This window comes from Vibrio sp. V38_P2S17PM301 (genome assembly GCF_009904845.1).
In the GTDB taxonomy this organism is placed as follows: domain Bacteria; phylum Pseudomonadota; class Gammaproteobacteria; order Enterobacterales; family Vibrionaceae; genus Vibrio; species Vibrio proteolyticus.
In genome coordinates, this window is sequence record NZ_WXWO01000025.1 from 71,373 (window position 1) to 91,202 (window position 19,830).

General features: G+C 49.8%; 23 protein-coding genes. 9 read left to right on the forward strand and 14 right to left on the reverse strand.

Annotated elements, in window-relative coordinates; genetic code table 11:
* Positions 1-2 precede the first annotated feature (2 nt).
* The 13 genes from fliE to CAG64_RS05475 all read right to left on the reverse strand — a co-directional run bounded on the left by fliE (position 3) and on the right by CAG64_RS05475 (position 13,371).
* Positions 3-314, reverse strand: a complete 312-nt coding sequence (gene fliE, locus CAG64_RS05415) for a flagellar hook-basal body complex protein FliE (RefSeq protein ID WP_021704352.1) — start codon at positions 312-314, stop codon at positions 3-5.
* 82 nt (positions 315-396) lie between these two features.
* Positions 397-1,803 (reverse strand): sigma-54-dependent transcriptional regulator, encoded by a 1,407-nt coding sequence (locus CAG64_RS05420; protein ID WP_021704353.1) that lies wholly within the window; start codon positions 1,801-1,803, stop codon positions 397-399.
* Complete coding sequence (locus CAG64_RS05425) at positions 1,803-2,846, reverse strand: sensor histidine kinase (RefSeq protein ID WP_443084061.1); 1,044 nt, start codon at positions 2,844-2,846, stop codon at positions 1,803-1,805. The genes CAG64_RS05420 and CAG64_RS05425 overlap by 1 nt, the downstream gene beginning before the upstream one ends.
* Before the next feature lie 142 nt (positions 2,847-2,988).
* Entirely contained in the window at positions 2,989-4,455 is a 1,467-nt protein-coding gene (locus CAG64_RS05430) for a sigma-54 dependent transcriptional regulator (protein WP_161448932.1), read from the reverse strand.
* A 224-nt stretch (positions 4,456-4,679) separates the two neighbouring features.
* On the reverse strand, positions 4,680-5,090 hold the full coding sequence (gene fliS / locus CAG64_RS05435) for a flagellar export chaperone FliS (protein WP_021704357.1): 411 nt from the start codon (positions 5,088-5,090) through the stop codon (positions 4,680-4,682).
* Positions 5,091-5,100: 10 nt separating this feature from the next.
* Positions 5,101-5,406, reverse strand: a complete 306-nt coding sequence (locus tag CAG64_RS05440) for a flagellar protein FliT (protein ID WP_021704358.1) — start codon at positions 5,404-5,406, stop codon at positions 5,101-5,103.
* Between the two features lie 4 nt (positions 5,407-5,410).
* Positions 5,411-7,405: a flagellar filament capping protein FliD gene (gene fliD, locus CAG64_RS05445; protein ID WP_021704359.1), complete on the reverse strand. Its 1,995-nt coding sequence runs from the start codon at positions 7,403-7,405 to the stop codon at positions 5,411-5,413.
* A gap of 22 nt (positions 7,406-7,427) precedes the next feature.
* On the reverse strand, positions 7,428-7,859 hold the full coding sequence (gene flaG, locus CAG64_RS05450) for a flagellar protein FlaG (RefSeq protein WP_021704360.1): 432 nt from the start codon (positions 7,857-7,859) through the stop codon (positions 7,428-7,430).
* Positions 7,860-7,930: 71 nt separating this feature from the next.
* On the reverse strand, positions 7,931-9,064 hold the full coding sequence (locus CAG64_RS05455; RefSeq protein WP_021704361.1) for a flagellin: 1,134 nt from the start codon (positions 9,062-9,064) through the stop codon (positions 7,931-7,933).
* Positions 9,065-9,299: 235 nt separating this feature from the next.
* Positions 9,300-10,433 (reverse strand): flagellin, encoded by a 1,134-nt coding sequence (locus CAG64_RS05460; protein WP_021704362.1) that lies wholly within the window; start codon positions 10,431-10,433, stop codon positions 9,300-9,302.
* A gap of 241 nt (positions 10,434-10,674) precedes the next feature.
* Positions 10,675-11,811, reverse strand: coding sequence for a flagellin (locus CAG64_RS05465; RefSeq protein WP_161448930.1), 1,137 nt, complete (start codon positions 11,809-11,811; stop codon positions 10,675-10,677).
* 115 nt (positions 11,812-11,926) lie between these two features.
* The gene (locus tag CAG64_RS05470) at positions 11,927-12,829 is read right to left on the reverse strand and encodes a Dyp-type peroxidase (protein WP_021704364.1); all 903 of its coding nucleotides are present in this window, start codon (positions 12,827-12,829) and stop codon (positions 11,927-11,929) included.
* 71 nt (positions 12,830-12,900) lie between these two features.
* Positions 12,901-13,371: a DUF2919 family protein gene (locus CAG64_RS05475; protein ID WP_161448928.1), complete on the reverse strand. Its 471-nt coding sequence runs from the start codon at positions 13,369-13,371 to the stop codon at positions 12,901-12,903.
* 130 nt (positions 13,372-13,501) lie between these two features.
* On the opposite strand from CAG64_RS05475, the gene CAG64_RS05480 reads away from it, so the two are divergent.
* Entirely contained in the window at positions 13,502-13,846 is a 345-nt protein-coding gene (locus CAG64_RS05480; protein WP_161448926.1) for a DUF2956 domain-containing protein, read from the forward strand.
* A gap of 9 nt (positions 13,847-13,855) precedes the next feature.
* Positions 13,856-14,191: a DUF4156 domain-containing protein gene (locus CAG64_RS05485; RefSeq protein ID WP_161448924.1), complete on the forward strand. Its 336-nt coding sequence runs from the start codon at positions 13,856-13,858 to the stop codon at positions 14,189-14,191.
* Positions 14,192-14,221: 30 nt separating this feature from the next.
* Here the strand turns inward: CAG64_RS05485 and CAG64_RS05490 are convergent, their stop codons facing one another.
* Positions 14,222-14,509 (reverse strand): winged helix-turn-helix domain-containing protein, encoded by a 288-nt coding sequence (locus tag CAG64_RS05490; protein WP_021704368.1) that lies wholly within the window; start codon positions 14,507-14,509, stop codon positions 14,222-14,224.
* Between the two features lie 212 nt (positions 14,510-14,721).
* Between CAG64_RS05490 and CAG64_RS05495 the strand changes: the two genes are divergently transcribed.
* The 7 genes from CAG64_RS05495 (at position 14,722) to CAG64_RS05530 (ending at position 19,671) form a co-directional block, all read left to right on the forward strand.
* A complete protein-coding gene (locus tag CAG64_RS05495) occupies positions 14,722-15,069 on the forward strand; it encodes an ArsC family reductase (protein WP_161448922.1) in 348 nt (115 codons plus the stop codon).
* A gap of 15 nt (positions 15,070-15,084) precedes the next feature.
* On the forward strand, positions 15,085-16,218 hold the full coding sequence (gene dapE / locus CAG64_RS05500) for a succinyl-diaminopimelate desuccinylase (protein ID WP_161448920.1): 1,134 nt from the start codon (positions 15,085-15,087) through the stop codon (positions 16,216-16,218).
* A 4-nt stretch (positions 16,219-16,222) separates the two neighbouring features.
* A complete protein-coding gene (locus CAG64_RS05505; protein ID WP_161448918.1) occupies positions 16,223-16,906 on the forward strand; it encodes a M15 family metallopeptidase in 684 nt (227 codons plus the stop codon).
* The gene (locus CAG64_RS05510; RefSeq protein WP_040902300.1) at positions 16,906-17,085 is read left to right on the forward strand and encodes a DUF2897 family protein; all 180 of its coding nucleotides are present in this window, start codon (positions 16,906-16,908) and stop codon (positions 17,083-17,085) included. Before CAG64_RS05505 ends, CAG64_RS05510 begins: the two co-directional genes overlap by 1 nt.
* A 588-nt stretch (positions 17,086-17,673) precedes the next feature.
* Positions 17,674-18,303 (forward strand): hypothetical protein, encoded by a 630-nt coding sequence (locus tag CAG64_RS05515; protein WP_161489284.1) that lies wholly within the window; start codon positions 17,674-17,676, stop codon positions 18,301-18,303.
* Positions 18,304-18,437: 134 nt separating this feature from the next.
* Positions 18,438-18,824, forward strand: coding sequence for an ASCH domain-containing protein (locus CAG64_RS05520; protein WP_161488316.1), 387 nt, complete (start codon positions 18,438-18,440; stop codon positions 18,822-18,824).
* 139 nt (positions 18,825-18,963) lie between these two features.
* Entirely contained in the window at positions 18,964-19,671 is a 708-nt protein-coding gene (locus tag CAG64_RS05530; protein WP_161488317.1) for a VRR-NUC domain-containing protein, read from the forward strand.
* Positions 19,672-19,830: the final 159 nt, after the last annotated feature.

Below are 19,830 nucleotides of genomic sequence, written 5' to 3' on the forward strand. Positions count from 1 at the left end.
AGTTAAACCGGCATGTTCATCAGTTCTTTGTACGCTTCAACCAGTTTGTTGCGTACCTGAATCGTCGCTTCGAATGCGACACTGGATTTGTTACGAGCAATCATGACATCCGACAGCGACACGCCTTCATCACCCCGATCAAAGCGCATCTGCAAGTCGCCGGAGGTTTTCTGCAGTCCGTTGACGTTATTGATCGCACGGCTCAGCATATCGCCAAAGTCAGCCCCAACCTTGTGTCCGGTTGGCGCCGCCTGGGTGTTGCCAGCTTCCAGCATCATTGCCTGCATTTCGGCTTGTAGACCGTCAATTCTCATGGCTACCTCTTGATGTCAACTGTTTGACTTACTCGTATTTTTGTAGATTAAAGCAATTAATATGCCACTCAGTGGCACATTATTAGCCCGGAATTTCAATGCCGGCATCTCGCATTTTCGCCAGCTTGTAGCGCAGCGTACGCGGGCTGATCCCCAGCTTTTCTGCCATTTCTTTACGACGTCCGTGGCACTCTTCCAGCGTTTCGAGAATGATGGCATATTCCTGGTCACGAAGCTCGTTACCTAGCCCCGAATTGCCGACCAGGCCACGTGAAATCTCTTTTTGCGCCAACGGCTTCACATCCGGAACCAGAGTTTCACCTGACTCAACCACGTGCTGAAAACTGCTGGCATCCTGCCAGTCGATCCCTTCCAGCAAAATATGCTCTGCGCGAATATCACCACTTTCACTCAAGATAAGAGCGCGCTGCACAACGTTGTCCAGCTCGCGAACATTTCCCGGCCATGGATACGCCATCAACTTATCAACGGCCGCGTCGCTGATATTCGGCACCGCCATCCCCAATTTCGAGCAGTGGCGCTCAATCAGGTGATACGTCAGTGGTTCAATGTCACCGATCCGCTCGCACAGTGCTGGCCAGGCAATTGGGAACACGTTCAGCCGGTAGTACAAATCCTCGCGGAAATGGCCTTCTTGCACATACAGCTTAAGATCCCGGTTACTGGTGGCTAGGACGCGGACATCGAGCTTGATGCTCTTACGGCTCCCCAGACGTTCCACTTCCCGCTCCTGCAGTACACGCAGCAGTTTCGCTTGCAGGCTCAAATCCATCTCACTGATTTCATCGAGCAGAATCGTGCCGCCCTGGGCTTGTTCAAATTTGCCCGGACACGCCTGAACCGCGCCGGTAAAGGCCCCTTTTTCATAACCAAACAGGGTGGCTTCCAGCATGTTGTCTGGAATCGCGGCGCAGTTGATTGCGATAAACGGGCCGTCTTTACGATTTGACGCATTGTGAATGTAACGAGACATCACCTCTTTACCCGACCCACTCGGGCCAAGCACCATGACACTGGCGTCTGTTTTGGCAACTTTGTCCGCCAAGGCCAGCAACTTAAGGCTCTTCTCGTCCGCGACCACGGCATCTCCGTTGTCGTCAGACTTGACAGGCGCATAGCGACTGACCATGTTCAGGAGCACTTCGGGAGCAAAAGGTTTGGCCATGTAATCAATGGCACCGTCTTTCATCGCCGACACTGCATCTTCAATGTTCGCGTAAGCTGTCATGAGTAACACCGGCAGATTTGGCCAGTTTTGTTTGATGGTGCGCAGCAGCGCTAAACCGCCCATCCCAGCCATCTGCACATCGGAGACCACAATATCAACCGAATGGGTTTTCAGCTTGAGCAGCGCGTCTTCGGCACAGTCGGCCTCCAACCACTCGTAGCCAGCCAGTGCCAGCGTATCCACCAGCGCCTCGCGCAGACCTTCATCATCTTCAACGATTAAGACTTTGCTCTGAGCCATTATTGTTCTCCGTTGTTCATTGCCTGAGACGGCGCGTCACTGCGTTGCAGCGGAATACACATGGTAAAACACGCACCATCGCCTTGTTCTGAAATCAGTTCCAGCCGCCCTTCGTGAGCGCGGCATACCATCTGAACCACCGCCAGTCCAAGGCCTGTACCTTGTGAGCGGGTAGTAAAAAACGGTTCCATAATTTTTTGCTGAAGCTCTTTCGCCACTCCGGGTCCGTTATCCTGCACGGAGATTTTCAGCTCGCCGTTCACCGGGCGGAAAAACACATCTATCTGCGCCTGTTTTCCGGCAATCTGAATGGCATTTAACACCAGATTGCTCAGCGCCGATGCGATCGCATTGGCGTTCCCCAGCAGTTCAGTATGCTCTTCTTCCACTTCCTGGAAAAAGTCGATGTGGTTATTCTTTAACGCCGTTTCGATCATAGGCATGAATTCGGTGACCAGTTCTGCAATGGTAAACGGCTTGATCACCTTGTTGTCACCACCTTTGGCAAACAACAGCATGTCGTTGACCTGTTTTTCCAAGTCATGCAACCGATCCATTAATTTGGTCTGAAAACGCTCACGTGTCGCAGACGGCAGATTTGGCGCCCCGAGGTTCGAGGCGTAAAGCATCGCGCTGGATAACGGCGTTCTCACCTGATGCGCCAGTGATGCAACCATGCGCCCCAGCGACGACAAACGTTGCAGATCGCTCACGCGCGATTGCAGTAACCGGGTTTCCGTCAGGTCAGTGATCAAAATCAGTTGCCCAGTCGCGGAAGCAGAGATAGCCAAACGTACTTTACGTCCGTTCCGCAATGACACTTCGTGACCATCGTCTTCTTTAGGGGCAAACGCCGCCTGAATAATGGTAAACCAGCGCTCCCCCAGCAGTGGCACTTCCAAGATGCGACTCGCTTCCGGATTGGCTTCGCGAACCACGCCTTGAGTATCAAGCAGAATGACCCCCGCCGGCATGACATCCAATACCTGTTTGTAACGCTCGACCTGATCTTCTAATGAATCAAGATGTGACTGATTTTCCATAGTCTCCGCTGACGCCATGTCGTTTTTCTGCCTTTTAAAACCACAAAAGCCTGACATGCATAAAGCATACCAGGCTTTTAATTGTGTTTTTCAACAACTTAACCTAATGACAAGATCTTGGCACTGGCAAAATGTCGATCTTTTAACGCTGCAAATTGTATTTACGCATCTTTTCAACCAGTGTGGTTCGACGCATCCCGAGCATGTCCGCCGCACGGGCAACGATGCCTCCCTGCGCTTCAAGTGCCTGGCTTATCATGTTTACTTCCAAATCCGCCAGCATCTCTTTGAGGTTAACCCCTTCCGGTGGCAGCGCCTGTGGCGCGTCGGCGTTATCCTGAAAATGATCCACATCATCCAGACTAAAACTGTCAGAAAACAGATCCGCCAACACGTCTCGCTCCTGCTCTTCCACCGACGCGAAACCGGCGTGTTCAGGCTGAAACTCAGGAATATCACTGTAACGGTATTTGGTTGGCAGGTGATTGACATCCACCAGACTGTTTGGATACAGGATGATCATCCGTTCAACCAGGTTGGCCAGTTCACGAACGTTGCCTGGCCAGTTGTGTTCCATCAATGAGTTGATCGCGCGTGGCGTAAAGCAGATTGGCTGACCGCCCTCTGCCTCCATCCGTGTCATCAATTCCTGCAACAGCAGTGGGATGTCTTCTTTACGTTCACGCAGTGCCGGCATTTCAATCGGGAATACATTCAGCCGATAGTACAGATCTTCGCGGAACTGTTGATCGGTGATCATGGTTTCCAGATTGCGGTGAGTGGCCGCAATGACACGGACGTTAACGCTGACCGTGGTATTACCGCCAACCCGTTCAAAACAGCGCTCCTGAAGAACGCGCAGTAGTTTCACCTGCATCGGCAATGGCATATCACCAATTTCATCGAGGAACAGCGTGCCGCCTTCTGCCAATTCAAAACGTCCTTTGCGCGCGGTTATTGCGCCAGTAAACGCCCCTTTTTCGTGGCCGAACAGCTCGCTTTCCAGCAAATCAGGTGGAATTGCGCCACAGTTGATCGGCACAAACGGCCCGCCTCGGCGTGAACTGTGATAATGGATGTTGCGTGCGACAACTTCTTTGCCCGTCCCGGACTCGCCCAGGATGAGTACATTGGCTTCGGTAGATGACACTTGTTCAATCAGGTGACGCACTTCCTGGATGCCACGACTTTGGCCAACCAGGCTGCGGAACAAAGTATTTTTACGTGTGCCCGGAAACGCCTGGATCCCTTTGCGCCCCAAGAAATCTTTACAGTGGCGCAGTGCTTCACTCAGTTGCGGGTAATTTAGAGGAAACTCCAGTTCGCCCACGTATTGTGGGTAGTCTTCCACTGGATAGAAATGCTTACCGGCGATGAGCAGAGGGATATGATTGGCCGAAACGAGTTTTGCGCACAGGTTTGCAGGCAGTTTTCCGCCCTGAATGGAGCCAACAATGCAGCCTGCCCAGATCTTCGACCAATTTTGATCGTCGATCTGCGCTGAAGAGATCACTTCACACTGTTCTCCGACAAATTCTAAAATTGTGCTCAAATTGATGCGCAGTTGTGCGTCATCTTCAATTACGAGCAATTTTGCTAAACCTTGCATGGGTGAGAATGATTGCCTTCATCTGAATGGTTGTCGCCAAAAATTATATACTTATGCCAGTTCCCTTGGTCAGGAATCTCTTGTTTAACGATAGTCGATTTACATAACTCGGCAACAAAAAAAGCCACTAGGCTAGTTAGTGGCTTCTATTCTATTTAGATATATAGGAGATGGCAACCAAGCAATCAGTTGGTGTGACCTTAGTGGAAACTTTGCTTGAGCAACTATATGCCGACTTCGTTTGCCGTCAGATTGTGGTATTCCGCCGGGATTTGATCCCAGGCCGATTTGATTTCACGAATGATCTCAATCACATCATCCAGAAGTTGAGGATCATTCTGGTGATTAGCAGCAGCGATCTGGGTGATCATGAATTCATACAGCTGATCCAAGTTCTGAGCGATCTCACCGCCATCGTCCATCGACAGGCAGCTGCGCAGGCTGATGATGATATCCAGCGCTTTCCCCAGGCGTTCCCCTTTAGATGGAATGTTGCCCTGTTCCATGGCCGCTTTCCCTTGGATCAGGCGCTCAATCGCCCCCGCCATCAGCATCTGAACCACCTTATGCGGGGAAGCTGCACTCAGCTGGCTATCAACCGATACCTTTTTGTAAGCCTGTAACGAGCCACGCATAACTACCTCTTTATAAAAATCTTTTGTACTGTTGGACCGATTTGTTACCGTGCCGGTAACGCCTCAGTGTTTCACCGATTTGGGCAGTTTTTGATTGCATGAGTTCAACCAGCGCTGCGGTTTCCGCAACGGCCGCCTGCCACTCCTGACTGCGTGCCCAATCGGGATGAATGTCGATATAGTTCAACAGCGTTTGCAATATCTGTTCCCTGTTATCGACCAGGCGCTGGATTTCTTCATGCTCGATCTCATCGGCCACCAACGCTTGTTTTATTTTGTGATTCAGATCACTCAATTGAATCAGAGTCTGCTCCATAGGCTTATCCCAGCGCGTTCATCATACCGGCCAATTGTGATTGCATTTTGCTGGTGGCATCCTGCATGGCTGAGAATTTAGCGTGTGTCCGCTGCTCTAGACTCGACATCCGGCGATCCAGTGCCGCCTGATCATCCTGCAGGCGGTAGTTTTGTTCCGTCAGGCTTTTCTCCCGGTTGCGTATGGAGCCCGTAATGCCGGTCATCCCCTGAATCGCGTCTTCCATCTTTTTGGCAAATCCCTGATTGCCCCCAAAGAAGCCTGCCAACTGATTGAAGTTGTTATTCAACTGACGGTCAAGCAGGTCATGGTTGATTTCCAGGGTGCCTTGCCGGGTAGTAGTGATGCCAAATTCCGTCAGAGACTGTAATCCCGGCGGCGCCTGCTCGATTCGTGAACCGATCACAGACTTAAGCCGTGACTCGGCGCTGCGGACAATACTGTCACCGGATAACGGCCCAGCCGACCCTGTTCTCGGGTCAACTCCACCCAGATCTTTGGATACCTGGTAAAACTGGTTGTATGAACTCACAAACTGTTCGATGTAGTTGCGTACCCGATCACGGTCGTACTCAATGTCGATTTCAGACGCGACCTGATCCGGCTTCGAACGGCCTTTAAGAGTCAAATCGACACCGTCGATAGCGTCTTCGATCACATTGTTGTGACTCGACAGTTCGGCCACACCATCCAGAATGACTCTGGAATCCTGCGCAGCTTGCACCTGAATCATGCCACGGTAGCCATCAAATGACGCCTGCGCCGCTTCAAGATCAGCCTGAGCCTGCTCTACTTTCTCCAGATAAGCGCGCTCTTCCGGCGCCATTTTGGCCCGTTCCAGTTGCTTCGCCTGTTCCGGCGTCATTTTGCCGCTGGCAATCGCGGCTTCGATTGCAGCCTGCTCATCGGCCAGCTTTTTATCCAGCTTAGCCTGCGCCTCTTGAGGCGTGACATACGAGTCAGTCAGGGTGCCAGAGGCGGTATTGCTCCAGCCTGGAACATCTTTCGATTTTTCTTTGGCTTTCTGATCCAGTTCAGGTTCAGGTTCCCAATAGGAATCGAGCAGGGTGCCGGAGGCGGTTTCAGTCCAGCCCGGAATGCGATCTTCTGGCTTGATGTATCTCTGACTGGCCTGCTCTGCAGCTTGCAGCTCAGCACCGGAGACGTCCGCATCCGGACTCTTTGGCTGACCGCCATTAGGATCCACTTTGCTGACTTCCTGAGCAACGTCATCCGCCAATTCCTGATCAACATTTTTGGCGGCGTAAGCAATGCGTTCCGCGACTTCGGTCGCCAGCGCTTTCTGCTCTGCGGATAGCGGTGCGATCAGCTCCTGTGCCGCAGCACGGGCCTTTTCGATATCTCGCACCCGCGCTTCCAGCGTTTTGTATTCGAGTTTCTTGAGAGGGTCATTCGGTGACTGGGATTGAGCACTGATACTCAGGGCGTTGTCTTTGCCCGACTTGTTGGCTGCAACGATCAGTCGCGGACCTTCGACATCATTGATGACCGAGGCTCTGACTCCCGGGTTGCTTTTCTCGTTATTGATGCTGCGGACAACATCAATCAACTTTGAATTCTGTTGGACATCAATTGTGAATGATTTGTTTCCCAGCCCGATCTGCAGCTTGCCCGGGCCAAATTTGGCGTCTTGCGCTAATACGTTAGACGCCACTTTATGGCTTTGAGCAAGCTGCAACACATCGACTGCATATCGACCTGCGATTGCATCTGTCGTTGCGGTGGCTGAGACTACAGAATCATCTGTGGTTTCGACTTTTCGAGCGGCAAACGCTTTCTCCTGACGAAAGTTCATCATCAGGTTTTTCATCGTATCCAACGACTCTCTGAGTCGCCCATAGGCACTGATACTGGCATCATTGTCCGCGCGCTCGTTATCAATGCGCTGCTGTTTGGGAACACGCTCCGCATCGACAACTTTGCTGACAATGGAATTAATGTCCATGCCAGAATTCATACCCAATGGGCCTAAACTCATCAAATCACCTCAAAAATACGACTTAAACCTTATCGACCAGTATCCCACCGGTCGAATATCGGCTGGTTTGCTCTCTCAGGCGCCTGAGCACCTCAAGCATCTCCTCATCCGGTATCTGACGAATAATATCGCCAGTACTGGCATCATAAATAGTGACGACGTCCCTGCCCGATTCTTCATCGACCCGAAATGAGAGCCCGGTATTGATGGAGGAGATAAATTCGTTCATCTGCTCCACCATCCGTTCACGATGTTCCTTGTCCAGCCGTTGCCGCTCCTGAGCCATTTCCATGATCGACTGTGACGGCTTAACCTGAACCCGGGCTAACTCTGACGCGTTGCTACTCTCTGACTGAGTGGAAAGACGCTGAGCATTGTCGTTTTCCGAAGCAATTTTAGTGCCACTTTGTGAGCCGTAAGGCTGGATGTTCGATGTGTAGGATGGTATTTCCATAACAATCTCCCTTCCACCTTATAGGTTAGCAATTCAATGCTGCCCGATAAGCTCCTGACGAAACCTATCGATTAACCTAATAAGCTAAGTGCGGCAGATGGTGACTGCTTCGCCTGCGCCAGAACGGAAGTACTCGCCTGCTGAAGAATTTGCGACTTCGTCATTGCCGTCGTTTCTTTCGCGTAGTCAGTGTCCAGGATACGGCTGCGAGACGCATTCACGTTCTCGTTGATGTTATCCAGGTTGCTGATCGCGTGGCTAAAGCGGTTCTGGAAAGCACCCAGAGACGCACGTTGGCTGTCCACTGACTTCAACGCACCATCGATGACGGCAACCGCTTCTTGCGAGCCTGCCACAGATGACACATCAATGTTTGCCACAGTAACGTCCTGCGCAGCACCAAAGCCGATGTCTGTACCCAGACCACCACCAATGGTGACGTCGCCGTCGACTTTCTGGCTGGACGCAAACAGTTGCAGCTTGCCTTCTTCACCCACGGATGCTTTGACATCTGACGTCTGACCGTTGATGTAAGTGGCCAATTGCTCCAGATCATCACCTTCTTTGGCGTTGATGGTGACATTCTGCGCATTACCGTCTTTATCGGTGTAACTCAGTGTCATGTCGGTCGTACCGGCCTGAACGGTCCAATCCGCCGCTTTACCAGTCCCTGCCACATAGCTTTTACCGCCCATGTCACTGGTATCTGAACGCATGTTAGTCAGCGACAGCATCACCGCTTCCCCTGAGTCAGCACCGATCTGGAATGACTGGCTGCCAAACGTACCATTAAGCAGTTTGTTGCCACCAAAAGACGTCGTTTCAGCAATACGGTTTAGCTCGTCATTCAGCGCCGATACCTCTTCCTGAATCGCAACGCGTTCAGATTTAGAGTTGGAACCGTTCGACGATTGCAACGCCAGATCACGCATACGTTGCAGAATATTGGTCGATTCGTTCATCGCCCCTTCTGCGGTTTGCGCAATAGAGATACCGTCGTTGGCGTTTTTGACCGCCATATCCAGACCACGGCTTTGTGAAGTCAGTCGGTTTGAAATCTGCAAACCTGCAGCGTCATCACGCGCACTGTTGATTTTGTACCCTGAAGACAGACGCTCCATGGATTTCTGAGCTCCGTCAGCAGCGCTGTTCAGGTAACGCTGTGCGGTCATCGCAGATACGTTCGTATTTACGTTTATTGCCATTGTTTGATCTCCTAAGGCATTTGGATTGATGCGCTCCAGCAGCTCTCACCCCACTTCGGCGCATCTCATTTCTCTCAGTCCTGTAACGGCGAGATAAACTTTAGCTTTAGGAAAAAAACGATTTTTTTTTAATTAATTTGCCGCCACCGTAAAATATATGCGCTGCCTCACAAAAATCAGACATAAAAAATCCAGCCTGATGGCTGGATTTTTTGTGTCATCAAGTGATAAGAGCTTAGCCCAGCAGGCTCAATGCCGCGTTTGGTGCTTGTTTGGCCTGAGCAAGAACAGAGCTTGATGCCTGAGACAGGATCTGTGATTTGGTCAGTGCTGTCGTTTCTTTCGCGAAGTCAGTATCTTTGATACGGCTCTTCGACGCATTGACGTTCTCATTGATGTTGTCCAGGTTGCTGATCGCGTGGTCGAAACGGTTCTGGAACGCACCCAGCTCGGCACGGTGGCTATCCACATACTTCAGCGCCGAATCGATGATGGCCACAGATTCTTGTGCGCCACCGACGGAGGTGACATCAATAGTATCAACCGTGACCGCCTGGGCAGCGCCCATGCTCAGCTCACCCGCCAGACCACCAGAGAATGCAACAGCACCGTCCACTTTGTTGGTGCCAGCGAAAACTTGCAGCTGACCATCTTCGTTCACGGACGCTTTTACCAAATCAGTCTGACCGTTGATGTACGTTGCTAGCTCTTCGATGTCATCGCCCGCTTTCGCGCTGATAGAGATGCTTTGTGCCACGCCGTCTTTGTCAGTCAGGTCAATCGTCAAATCGTTCGCACCAGCTTGAACTGTCCAGTCTTTGTCTTTGCCGTTTGCAGCCACATAGCTGGCCCCCCCCATACCGACATTGTCTGAACGCATGTCGTTCAGAGACAACATAACGGCCTCACCGTTGTCTGCACCGATCTGGAACGATTTAGTGCCATAAGTACCGTTAAGCAATTTGTTACCACCGAATGACGTGGTTTCTGCAATACGGTTCAGCTCGTCGTTCAGCGCAGTGATCTCTTCTTGAATCGCAACACGCTCAGATTTTGAGTTTGAACCGTTAGCTGATTGCAATGACAGGTCACGCATACGTTGCAGGATGTTGGTGGTTTCGTTCATCGCACCTTCAGCGGTCTGTGCGATAGAGATACCATCATTAGCGTTGCGTACAGCAACGTCCAGACCACGACTTTGAACATTCAAACGGTTCGAGATCTGAAGACCTGCAGCGTCGTCTTTCGCGCTGTTGATTTTAAAGCCTGAAGACAGACGTTCCATTGATGTTTGCTGAGCGTTGTTCGCACTGTTTAGGTAACGCTGAGCGGTCATTGCCGATACGTTAGTGTTTACATTTACTGCCATGGTGATTTCTCCAATTGATTTTCCGATGCTTCCGGTTTCCGACGTCTCGGAAAACCAAGTAGTTCTCTCAAAGTTACCTTTATTAACGGCCTACTCAGAATAACCTTTAGGATTTTTTTATGTTTTTTTCGAAAAAAATGCGTTTTGGAGAGAAAATACACTGAGGGGGACAAAAAGCGAAAAAAAGTGCACGTTATCCCTAAAGTCAGGCGAAAAACTGTCGATAACGCCCTTTCGTCGTTTAACTGCTGAGCAGCGTCAGCGCTAGGTTTGGCTGTTGTTTCGCCTGCGCCAGAACAGACGTACTGACCTGTTGTAGGATTTGCTGTTTGATCATTTGCGTGGTTTCTTTGGCATAGTCGGTGTCTTTAATCCGGCTGTTCGACGCCGCCAGATTTTCATGCACATTGTCTAAATTGTTGATCGCATGGCCAAAACGATTCTGCATCGCACCAAGATCCGCCCGATGGCTGTCGACATACTGTAGGGCGGTATCAATCACGGCAACCGCACGCTGCGCCCCGCCGACACTGCGGATATCCAGATTATCCACCTCTTCATATCCCGTCAAACCAAGTTGCAATTCATTGGCCAGTGCGCCTGAAAAAGCGATCGTTCCCGAGGTTTCGCGCCCGGCCATAAAGATCTGTAACTGGCCTTTTTCATTCACTGATGCCGAAATCTGGTCAGTCTGACCATTTATATAGGTTGCCAGTTGTTCGATGTCATCACCGGCTTTCGCATTGATGGCGATCGTTTCCGTATCACCAAGCCGGTTGGTGTAAGTCATTTCCAGCAAGTTGTTGCCGTCTTGTACCTGCCAATGTTCATCCACGGCGGTCGCGGCCCGATAAGAGAAACCGCCCATATCGACAGTGTCAGAGCGCATGTTGCTCAACGCGACCTGTACCGCCTCACCGGATGACGCTCCGACTTGAAACGAAGCCTGGCCAAAGGTGCCATTGAGCAGTTTTTTACCGCCAAATGACGTGGTTTCCGCAATCCGGTTCAACTCATCGTTGAGCGCGCCCATTTCTTCTTGCAGTGCCTGCCTTTCGGCTTGACTGTTGGATCCATTGGCCGACTGCAACGACAAATCGCGCATACGTTGCAGAATATTGGTCGACTCCTTCATCGCACCTTCTGCCGTCTGCATAATGGAGATACCGTCATTGGCATTTCGCACCGCAACATCCAACCCCCGCATCTGCGACTCCAGACGATTGGTAATCTGTAACCCGGCGGCATCGTCCTTGGCACTGTTGATACGATGTCCGGACGACAGGCGCTCAAGCGACTGATTCAGCATCTCAGTCGCGCTGTTCAGGTATCGCTGGGCAGTCAGAGCCGGGACATTAGTATTGACAGTGATGGACATGCAAAAAGTGACTCCAAAACAATGGGATTCACAAACTTATCGGCGTGCCAAGACAAAACTTTAGCCAAAAAAAACCGGGCAATGCCCGGCTTAATCACAGAACTGACCGTGGAAATTACGCCAACGTCAGCTCCGCCAACATGGCCTGAGATGGTGCAAAGAAATACGCGCCGGTTTTGGCCTGAGTGAAACGCAGCAGTTGATCAGTTTTGCCGTCGGTTTCACCGTACATGCTTTCCAGCATCACTTTGAAATTGTGCAGCGTGTGACAATACGCGATAAACAGCAGACCATGGCTGCCCGACACAGAGCCATACGGCAGACTGTGGCGGACAATTTTCAGTCCTTTGCCCTCTTCTTTAATGTCAACCCGACCGACATGCGAAGCCGCAGGCACATCATCCAGCTCTACCGAATCCGCTTTAGTGCGACCGATAACCTTCTCTTGCGCTTTGATATTTAGACGGTTCCACGCGGGCAGGTTGTGCTCAAAGCGTTGCACCATCACATAACTGCCACCGGCAAATTCACCATCGGCAATCACGGCCACTTCACGACGTTGTTCCGCTTTGGGGTTTTCGGTTCCGTCGATGAACATCGTCATGTCACGCGCATCGAGATAACGAAAACCCGACGTTTCATCGACGACATCGACATCCTCTGCCACTTGCTCAAGAAATTTGCGCAACACATAAAAGTGCAAATCATGGCGCAGTGAATGCAAGTGGATCAGCACATCCACTGGCGTACTTGGAGCAATAATGTCTCCCTGGCCTAATTGAGGAAAATCGATGAGCTCTTGCGGTTGTGACTGCGCCAGCAGATCCCAGAAAGATTTGCTAAACGCTACCGACAGCGTCAACTGAGCACCCGGTTGGCTGCCGTTCACTTCTTCAATCAGAGCAGGTAACGCCTGCAGCTGTGCCAGCACGTGAGCCGGATTCTGACGAATTTTAAGTAATGTGTAATGTGCAAAAGGCCCTGCTTCAGGAACGATGGCCGTTTGAGGTTGAGACATGGCGTAATCCTCACTTATTCTTTTTGCTCAGTGTATAAGGAATTAGTACTTACATATTGATTGCGATCAGTTCAGCGTGACGTTTGTATCCGCTCTGGAAGGCGAAAACAGTCGGCGGCCGTGCGGCTGTTGCTGAGATAAATAATAAACCACAGTAGCGCCAGCATGATCAGTCCGTTGGTCCAGCTGAATGCCCCATGTTGTAAATAGACATGATAAACACTTTGCAGCAGTTGCAATACTGCAGTCACCAGAGTTAACGGCCGGCCCAGCGCCACCAGCCCATTGATGATAGTGCGCTCGGGTTTACGCAGACTGATCAGCCACATCAATGCAATACCCGGCCCCCCCATCACTAACCCGAGATAGAGCATGGCGTGATCGGCATACACGTAATCCAGAATCCGATTACCACTGTCCCGGCTGACCCCCGCAACAACAAACACAACCCAGGCTTTAGCGAGCAACATCCACCCCAACCACAGCCAGCGCGGAGGGCGCAGAAAACCGTGTTCATCGTATTGTTCCAGTGAATAACGCACAATATGAAAGCCTTTGAAATCATTGGTCGGATTACTGTAGCGAAATCAAACCAAATAGCCAGAGGGAATTCAATCCCCCGCACAGTTCGTGTTAGTATTGACGGCAAATTGACACAAGAGCAATGACCTTATGACGAACCGAATTACACCGTCACCCCAAAGCCAGCAGGAAGCCATGACCATCGCGAAGGCCACTCAAAAACCAGGTCAGACCAAAGAGCAGACCAAACTGATCGCCCAGGGGATCGAAAAAGGCATCGCGCTGTACAAAAAGCAGCAGAAAGATAAAAGCCGCCAGGCCGATAAAGCCAAAAAGAAAGCACAACGTGACAAGCAAAAGGCGGCCGAATCTGTCACTTCGGAGGCGGCGTCTGAGTCACCAAACGCGCCGAGCTCAAATCTGGCGTCCCACCTGCCCTGGGTTCTGCTCGCTGTAAGCTGGGCAGGCTTTATCGCCTTCGTGTCACTCAACTGAGACACGAAGATGAAAGCACAACAGCTGAATGTGGCGCTTGCCAGTCTGATGCTGGCAGGGTGTGTGGCGCCGGCAAACCGATTATCCGATGAAGCTCGTCAGGTTCATGTTCGCCTCGACAGCGGTTTCAATGCCGATGGGTGCCAATGGAAAGGCAGCGTCACCGGCAGCGAAGGACACTGGTACAATTACCTGTTTTACCCCAATGATGTCATGATGCACGGCGCCCTCAATGACATCAAGAATCAGGCGGCGGCACTCGGTGCCAATACGGTCTATCTGATCGCGCCACAAGATTTTACGACCTCCTTCAGCGTCCTCGGCAGCGCCTACTGGTGCGATTAACCGACAAAAGAAAAGCCAGCGGCTGCTGGCTTATGCACGAAATCCTAGGCTGGCTGCGATATCACTGCGACGCTCTACCACCCATTGACTATCAAATGGGCCCCAGTCTGATAATTGATAATAACCGTCATTATGACGCCGCCCGTCCTGAACAAACATAAGTTCAATCCCTATACCAGGTAACGCCTTCAGAACATCTTGGATGGTCCGGCGCGGCCAGCCCGTTTGCTCAATCAGTTTAGGTACATTCGGCCTTTCAAGACTATCGACCAACAAAGCCAGATACAGTCGCCTTGCAAATACAGGACTCAATTCCATTGACACCTCCTATTTCTGTGCTAAGTCATTATTTCTGTTTTGCTATTTAGTGTGTTGAGTTTGATCAATAACTTTCCAATCGCAGTCGCTTGATGCTGATTTTTTTCTACCAGCGAAATATTGCGCAATGACGAAACCGACACCTTTTGTCTCGGCCGACGCTTCCTGATAGGATGCAAAGAGAATCAAAATAATGCTTTCAAAGGAAAATTATGACCATCACCATGTACGGCATCCCGAACTGCGACACCATCAAAAAAGCCAAGAAATGGCTCGAAGCAGAAGGCATCGATTACCAGTTTCATGACTATCGTAAACAGGGCGTGGATCCTGCCATGGTGACGACATTTTGTGACGCGCTGGGCTGGGAAAATGTCGTCAACAAGCGCGGCACGACTTATCGTCAACTTCCTCAGGAGCAGAAAGACTCGCTTGACGCGACCAGTGCTATTGAGCTCCTGGTGGCACACCCAGCGATGATCAAACGCCCGATACTGCTGGTTGATGGCCAATACCATCTGGGCTTTAAAGCCGACCAATACGCCTCTGTTTTTAGTTAAAGAAGGATTTCAAGGATGACTGACAGCCCTGTACTGGCTCTCGCAAAAGATCTGATTGGCCGTGAATCCGTGACCCCTGCTGATGCGGGATGTCAGGACGTGATGATTGAACGTCTCAAAGCACTCGGTTTTGACATTGAGATGATGGTGTTTGAAGACACCACCAACTTCTGGGCCCGCAGAGGCACACAAGCGCCATTGTTTGTGTTTGCTGGTCACACTGACGTTGTCCCCGAAGGGCCGCGCGAACAATGGCGTACTCCACCTTTTGAGCCGACGGTCATTGATGGCTACCTGCACGGGCGCGGTGCCGCCGATATGAAAGGGTCACTGGCATGCATGGTCGTGGCGGTCGAGCGTTTTCTCGCCGATCATCCCGATCACAGTGGCTCTATCGCTTTTCTGATCACCTCCGATGAAGAAGGCCCGTTCATCAACGGTACGACCCGAGTGGTCGATACGCTGATGGCTCGCAATGAAATCATCGATATGTGTATTGTCGGTGAGCCGTCGAGCACACACGCGGTCGGCGATGTGGTCAAAAATGGCCGCCGTGGCTCGATCACCGGCGACCTGTGTATTAAAGGCACTCAGGGCCACGTTGCGTACCCACACCTGGCGAACAACCCAGTTCATCAAGCCCTGCCCGCATTGGCAGAATTGGCGTCAACCAAATGGGATGATGGCAACGAATATTTCCCGCCAACCAGCTTCCAGATCCCGAATGTGGCCGCCGGTACTGGCGCATCTAATGTGATTCCGGGTGAATTTGACGTGCAGTTTAATTTTCGGTTCAGCACCGAGTTAACCGACGAAGAGATCAAACGTCGCGTCCACTCAACACTTGATGCCCATGGGCTGGAGTACGATCTCAAATGGACGCTCAGCGGCCACCCCTTCCTCACCGATACTGGTACTTTGTTGGATGCCGTTGTTGACGCGGTGCGGGATGTGAACCATAAAGCCCCTGAACTGCTCACCACAGGCGGCACTTCTGATGGCCGCTTTATTGCGCGTATGGGAGCGCAAGTGGTCGAACTCGGTCCGGTGAACGCCACCATCCACAAAGTGAATGAATGCGTCAGTATTGCAGATCTGGAAAAACTGACGGACATGTACCAGAACACTTTGCGAAACATACTGGGATAACCGTATGACCCCAGAGCAACTGACCGGTAAAGCCACCAGCCACCTGACCGAAGTGATGGTCGGCAATAAAGAGTTTCTGCTCCATCCTGCGGTGAAAGACGACCTGCTGGCACTGCGGCAGGCGGCTCTGGACGCCGGGTATAACTTCCATATTGCCAGCGGTTTTCGTGATTTCGAACGCCAACGGGTGATCTGGAATAACAAGATGGCGGGTCAAGCTGCCATTCTTGATGCCGACAGCCAGCCGCTTGACCCGGCCACACTCAGTGAGCGCGACAAAGTCTTTGCCATTTTGCGCTGGTCGGCATTGCCCGGAGGCAGCCGACACCACTGGGGCGGGGAATTCGATGTCTACGACCGTGATGCGCTACCATCTGGCACCTCACTCAAACTTGAACCATGGGAATACTTCGACGGGCATCAGTCTGGCTTTTACCAATGGCTGAAGAGCAACCTGTCGGGATTTGGTTTTTTCTTCCCATACGCTGATGATCTCGGTGGCGTGGCAATCGAACCCTGGCACATCAGCCACGTGTCGACCGCGCAGCAATGTCAGCAACAGCTCAGTTGTGAGTTACTGAGAAATCAATTACAAACTGAGCGGATTTTAGGTGCTGACGTCATATTCGAGCAGTTGGAAACGATCTACAATCGTTACATCACAAACATCAGTCAGGTGACGTTATGATGGATATACTCACCAGCCCATGGGTCATCATTATTATTGTGGTGGCGGTGGTGGTTGGGAACATTGCAGCGCTCAAATACACGGCAAAGATGAAGATGGGTCAGACGAGCAAAAAGTCGGAGCTGGATCGACTCAACGAACTCGATCAGGAACAACGCGACAAAGACAAGCAGGCATAAAAAAGGGACCGTATGGTGCTATTTAAAATAACTTAACCTATTGTTTTTGTTTATAATAACTTTTTATATCGCCACAATTTGACCACATAACCAAGCCCGCATTTCTGCGGGCTTTTCATTGCTTATCCTTTTAAGCATTCAAACGGCTTAACTTTAAACTTATAATGTTGTGAAAGAATTCCTTTAAGGGCGATCTATGAAAGTTTACAAACCCACCTGCCCTGAGTGTGGAGGTCGGCACACAACAATAAGAACAAGTAAGCGTGAAAACATAAAGCTTCATGTACTTTATTGTGATTGTTTGGAAGAGAAGTGCCTTACGCGTTTTAAAGTTGAAGCAGAAACGACTAATGTAATCTTTACTCTCAAAGAGGAGCTTTCTAGCTCTCCCTGCCAAGGCTCTCACCTAGATCAATTACAACTTAATCTGACTTAATTTGTAATATGAAATCAGCTCCTAAGAAGTCCGGGAACCAGAATAATGAAAATTATGCGGTACTTAGCAACCTAATGTTCTATTGTTTCCAGTAACCTATTGTTCGTCAATTGAACCTGTCTAAGAAAGGCTGCACTATAGGACGATTAAAGATGGCTTTTAGCTTGCCAATAAGCGTTATGCATACGAGAGTTATGATGAAAAATTACATTCGGTCGGAACTGGCACACTTTAGCAGATGGGACTTCACTCCTAGCAGACAAGTCGCTTTATCCGCAATCGGGACGTTTGCATCTTGGTTTATCCCTGCATTTTTGTTTGTCCTGTGGGCATCACATTACTTTCCGGAGCATGAGTTCTATAAAAAAACTATAGACGAGGGTAAAGCCCCAAATTTTTGGAATGCTATAGCTGTGCTGGGGTTATTTCTAGCATGCTTGGTGTTAATGTTTCCTCGTTTTGATTTCTTGAAATCGTGTGCTATCAGTGTATTAAATAACACTTACTCAATCGGTTGTTTAACTTTAGGGTTGCTATTGGGGCAGTGGTTTTTTCTCCCGTGGGAAGCTTTAATTTGGTGGCAGCAAGGGTTATTTGCAGGAGGTTCACTTTTTCTTGTGGTAATAGCTCTTATTATTAATTTTTGGGTTTGGTATATAGCATATTTGCTCTCAGAACAGAGCTCATTTTTAGAAAAGTTCATGCAAATGAAAATATGGCAACGAGTGGTTATTGCATTATTTTTTGTGTCTGTAGTCATCCTTGTGGGTATAAATGCATAACAAAGCATTTAAGAGTGATTCCCACGCTTGGCATTTTCAGTTCAAGGTCAGGTTTCGTGTTTACGGTGGTATGGTTGAGTATTGTGATTGCGTTGCTCACACCTTAATGCGGCGTTATGTTTCAAGGAGGAAATTTGAAAGCTTTATCAGTAGTTAAGCCGTGGGGAACAATGATTGCAGATGAAGTAAAATCATTGGAAATCCGAGGCTGGGCACCAGAGCAACTGCCAATGCTAAGTGTTGCCTTAGTTCAAAATAATAAACGGTTAACAAAAAACGGCGATGAGGATGTTGACGGTGAAGTTGTGGCTGTCATCGATATCGTTTCCTGTGTCCCTTGGGTAAAGGAAGACTGTAAATTTTCAGGTTGCGACGAGTCAGAGTTTGAAGACGGTTGGTTGGCATGGCGGTTGAATAATATAAGAAAGCTCAATAACCCAGTGCCAGCAACGGCTAAGAGAAAACTCTATAATCTCACAGGTGAAGAAGCCTCAGCAGTCAGACTTGAGCTAGAAACATAACAAACTGCTCAAGAGGGATTCGCAACGCGTGGCATTTTTACTATGCGTTGATTTTTGTGTTTAAGGTGGTTGCAGTAACATCGGTATTGCGTTGCTCACCCCCTAGCAGGGCGTTAGGTTTATAGAGGCGAATTTGTTTATGGCGCAAGAAAGAATCGCTAAAAACTTAGGTGTTGAACTTATACACCTTGGCTTGAAAATGGGAGCTAGCAAGAAAGAGTGGAAAAGTAATTTGAGCCACAATTTTGTTTCTGTAGAAAAAGCTGTACTTGAACACTATATTTCTGAGGGGTGGCAAGGATATGCGGGTGAGGGTGGTTTGCTTTTAAATTTAATCAAAGCAATGTCTTTTCCTGTGCTATCTCCCCGCCATAAAAGTACTTTTGTAGAAGCTCTGTACGCACAAAATGTAGCTTTTGAAGAGGATCGGTTTGATCGTTCTTGGCTGATAAACAATGTAAAAAAAGCGACGCCAACTCAAGTATCTGCCAATTTTGCAGTTATGAGTTCAGATGAACCTTTCGAATTAGATCTCGGTAGTTTTAGATTAACTCAGCAATCTACAGTACTAGACTTTTTTCCCAACCTTTCTGACTCATTGCTTTCGGGGTTACACCTTCATTTGGGAAATACTAAGTTAGCTGAAATAGCTGAGATATTCGCACAAGATCCATATGCGTATCGCAAAGGGTGGGCTGACCTGACCATTTGGAAAGACGGATGCGTTAAGTTTCTGGAGGTGAAAGCTCCTGGAGACCGAGTTCAATCAAGTCAGAAAGTTATCATTGAAAAGTTCGTGAAACCGTTGGATCTAGACTTTGCTATAGTGGATGTCTTCGGCGTATAAACCTAACAAACTGCTCAAGAGGGATTCGCAACGCGTGGCACTTTTACTATGCGTTGATTTTAGTGTTTAAGGTGGTTTGCAGCGGCTCCGGTATTGCGTTGCTCACCCCTTTACAGGGCGTTAGGCTACATATTTAAACTTATAGCACTTGAAAGTGCC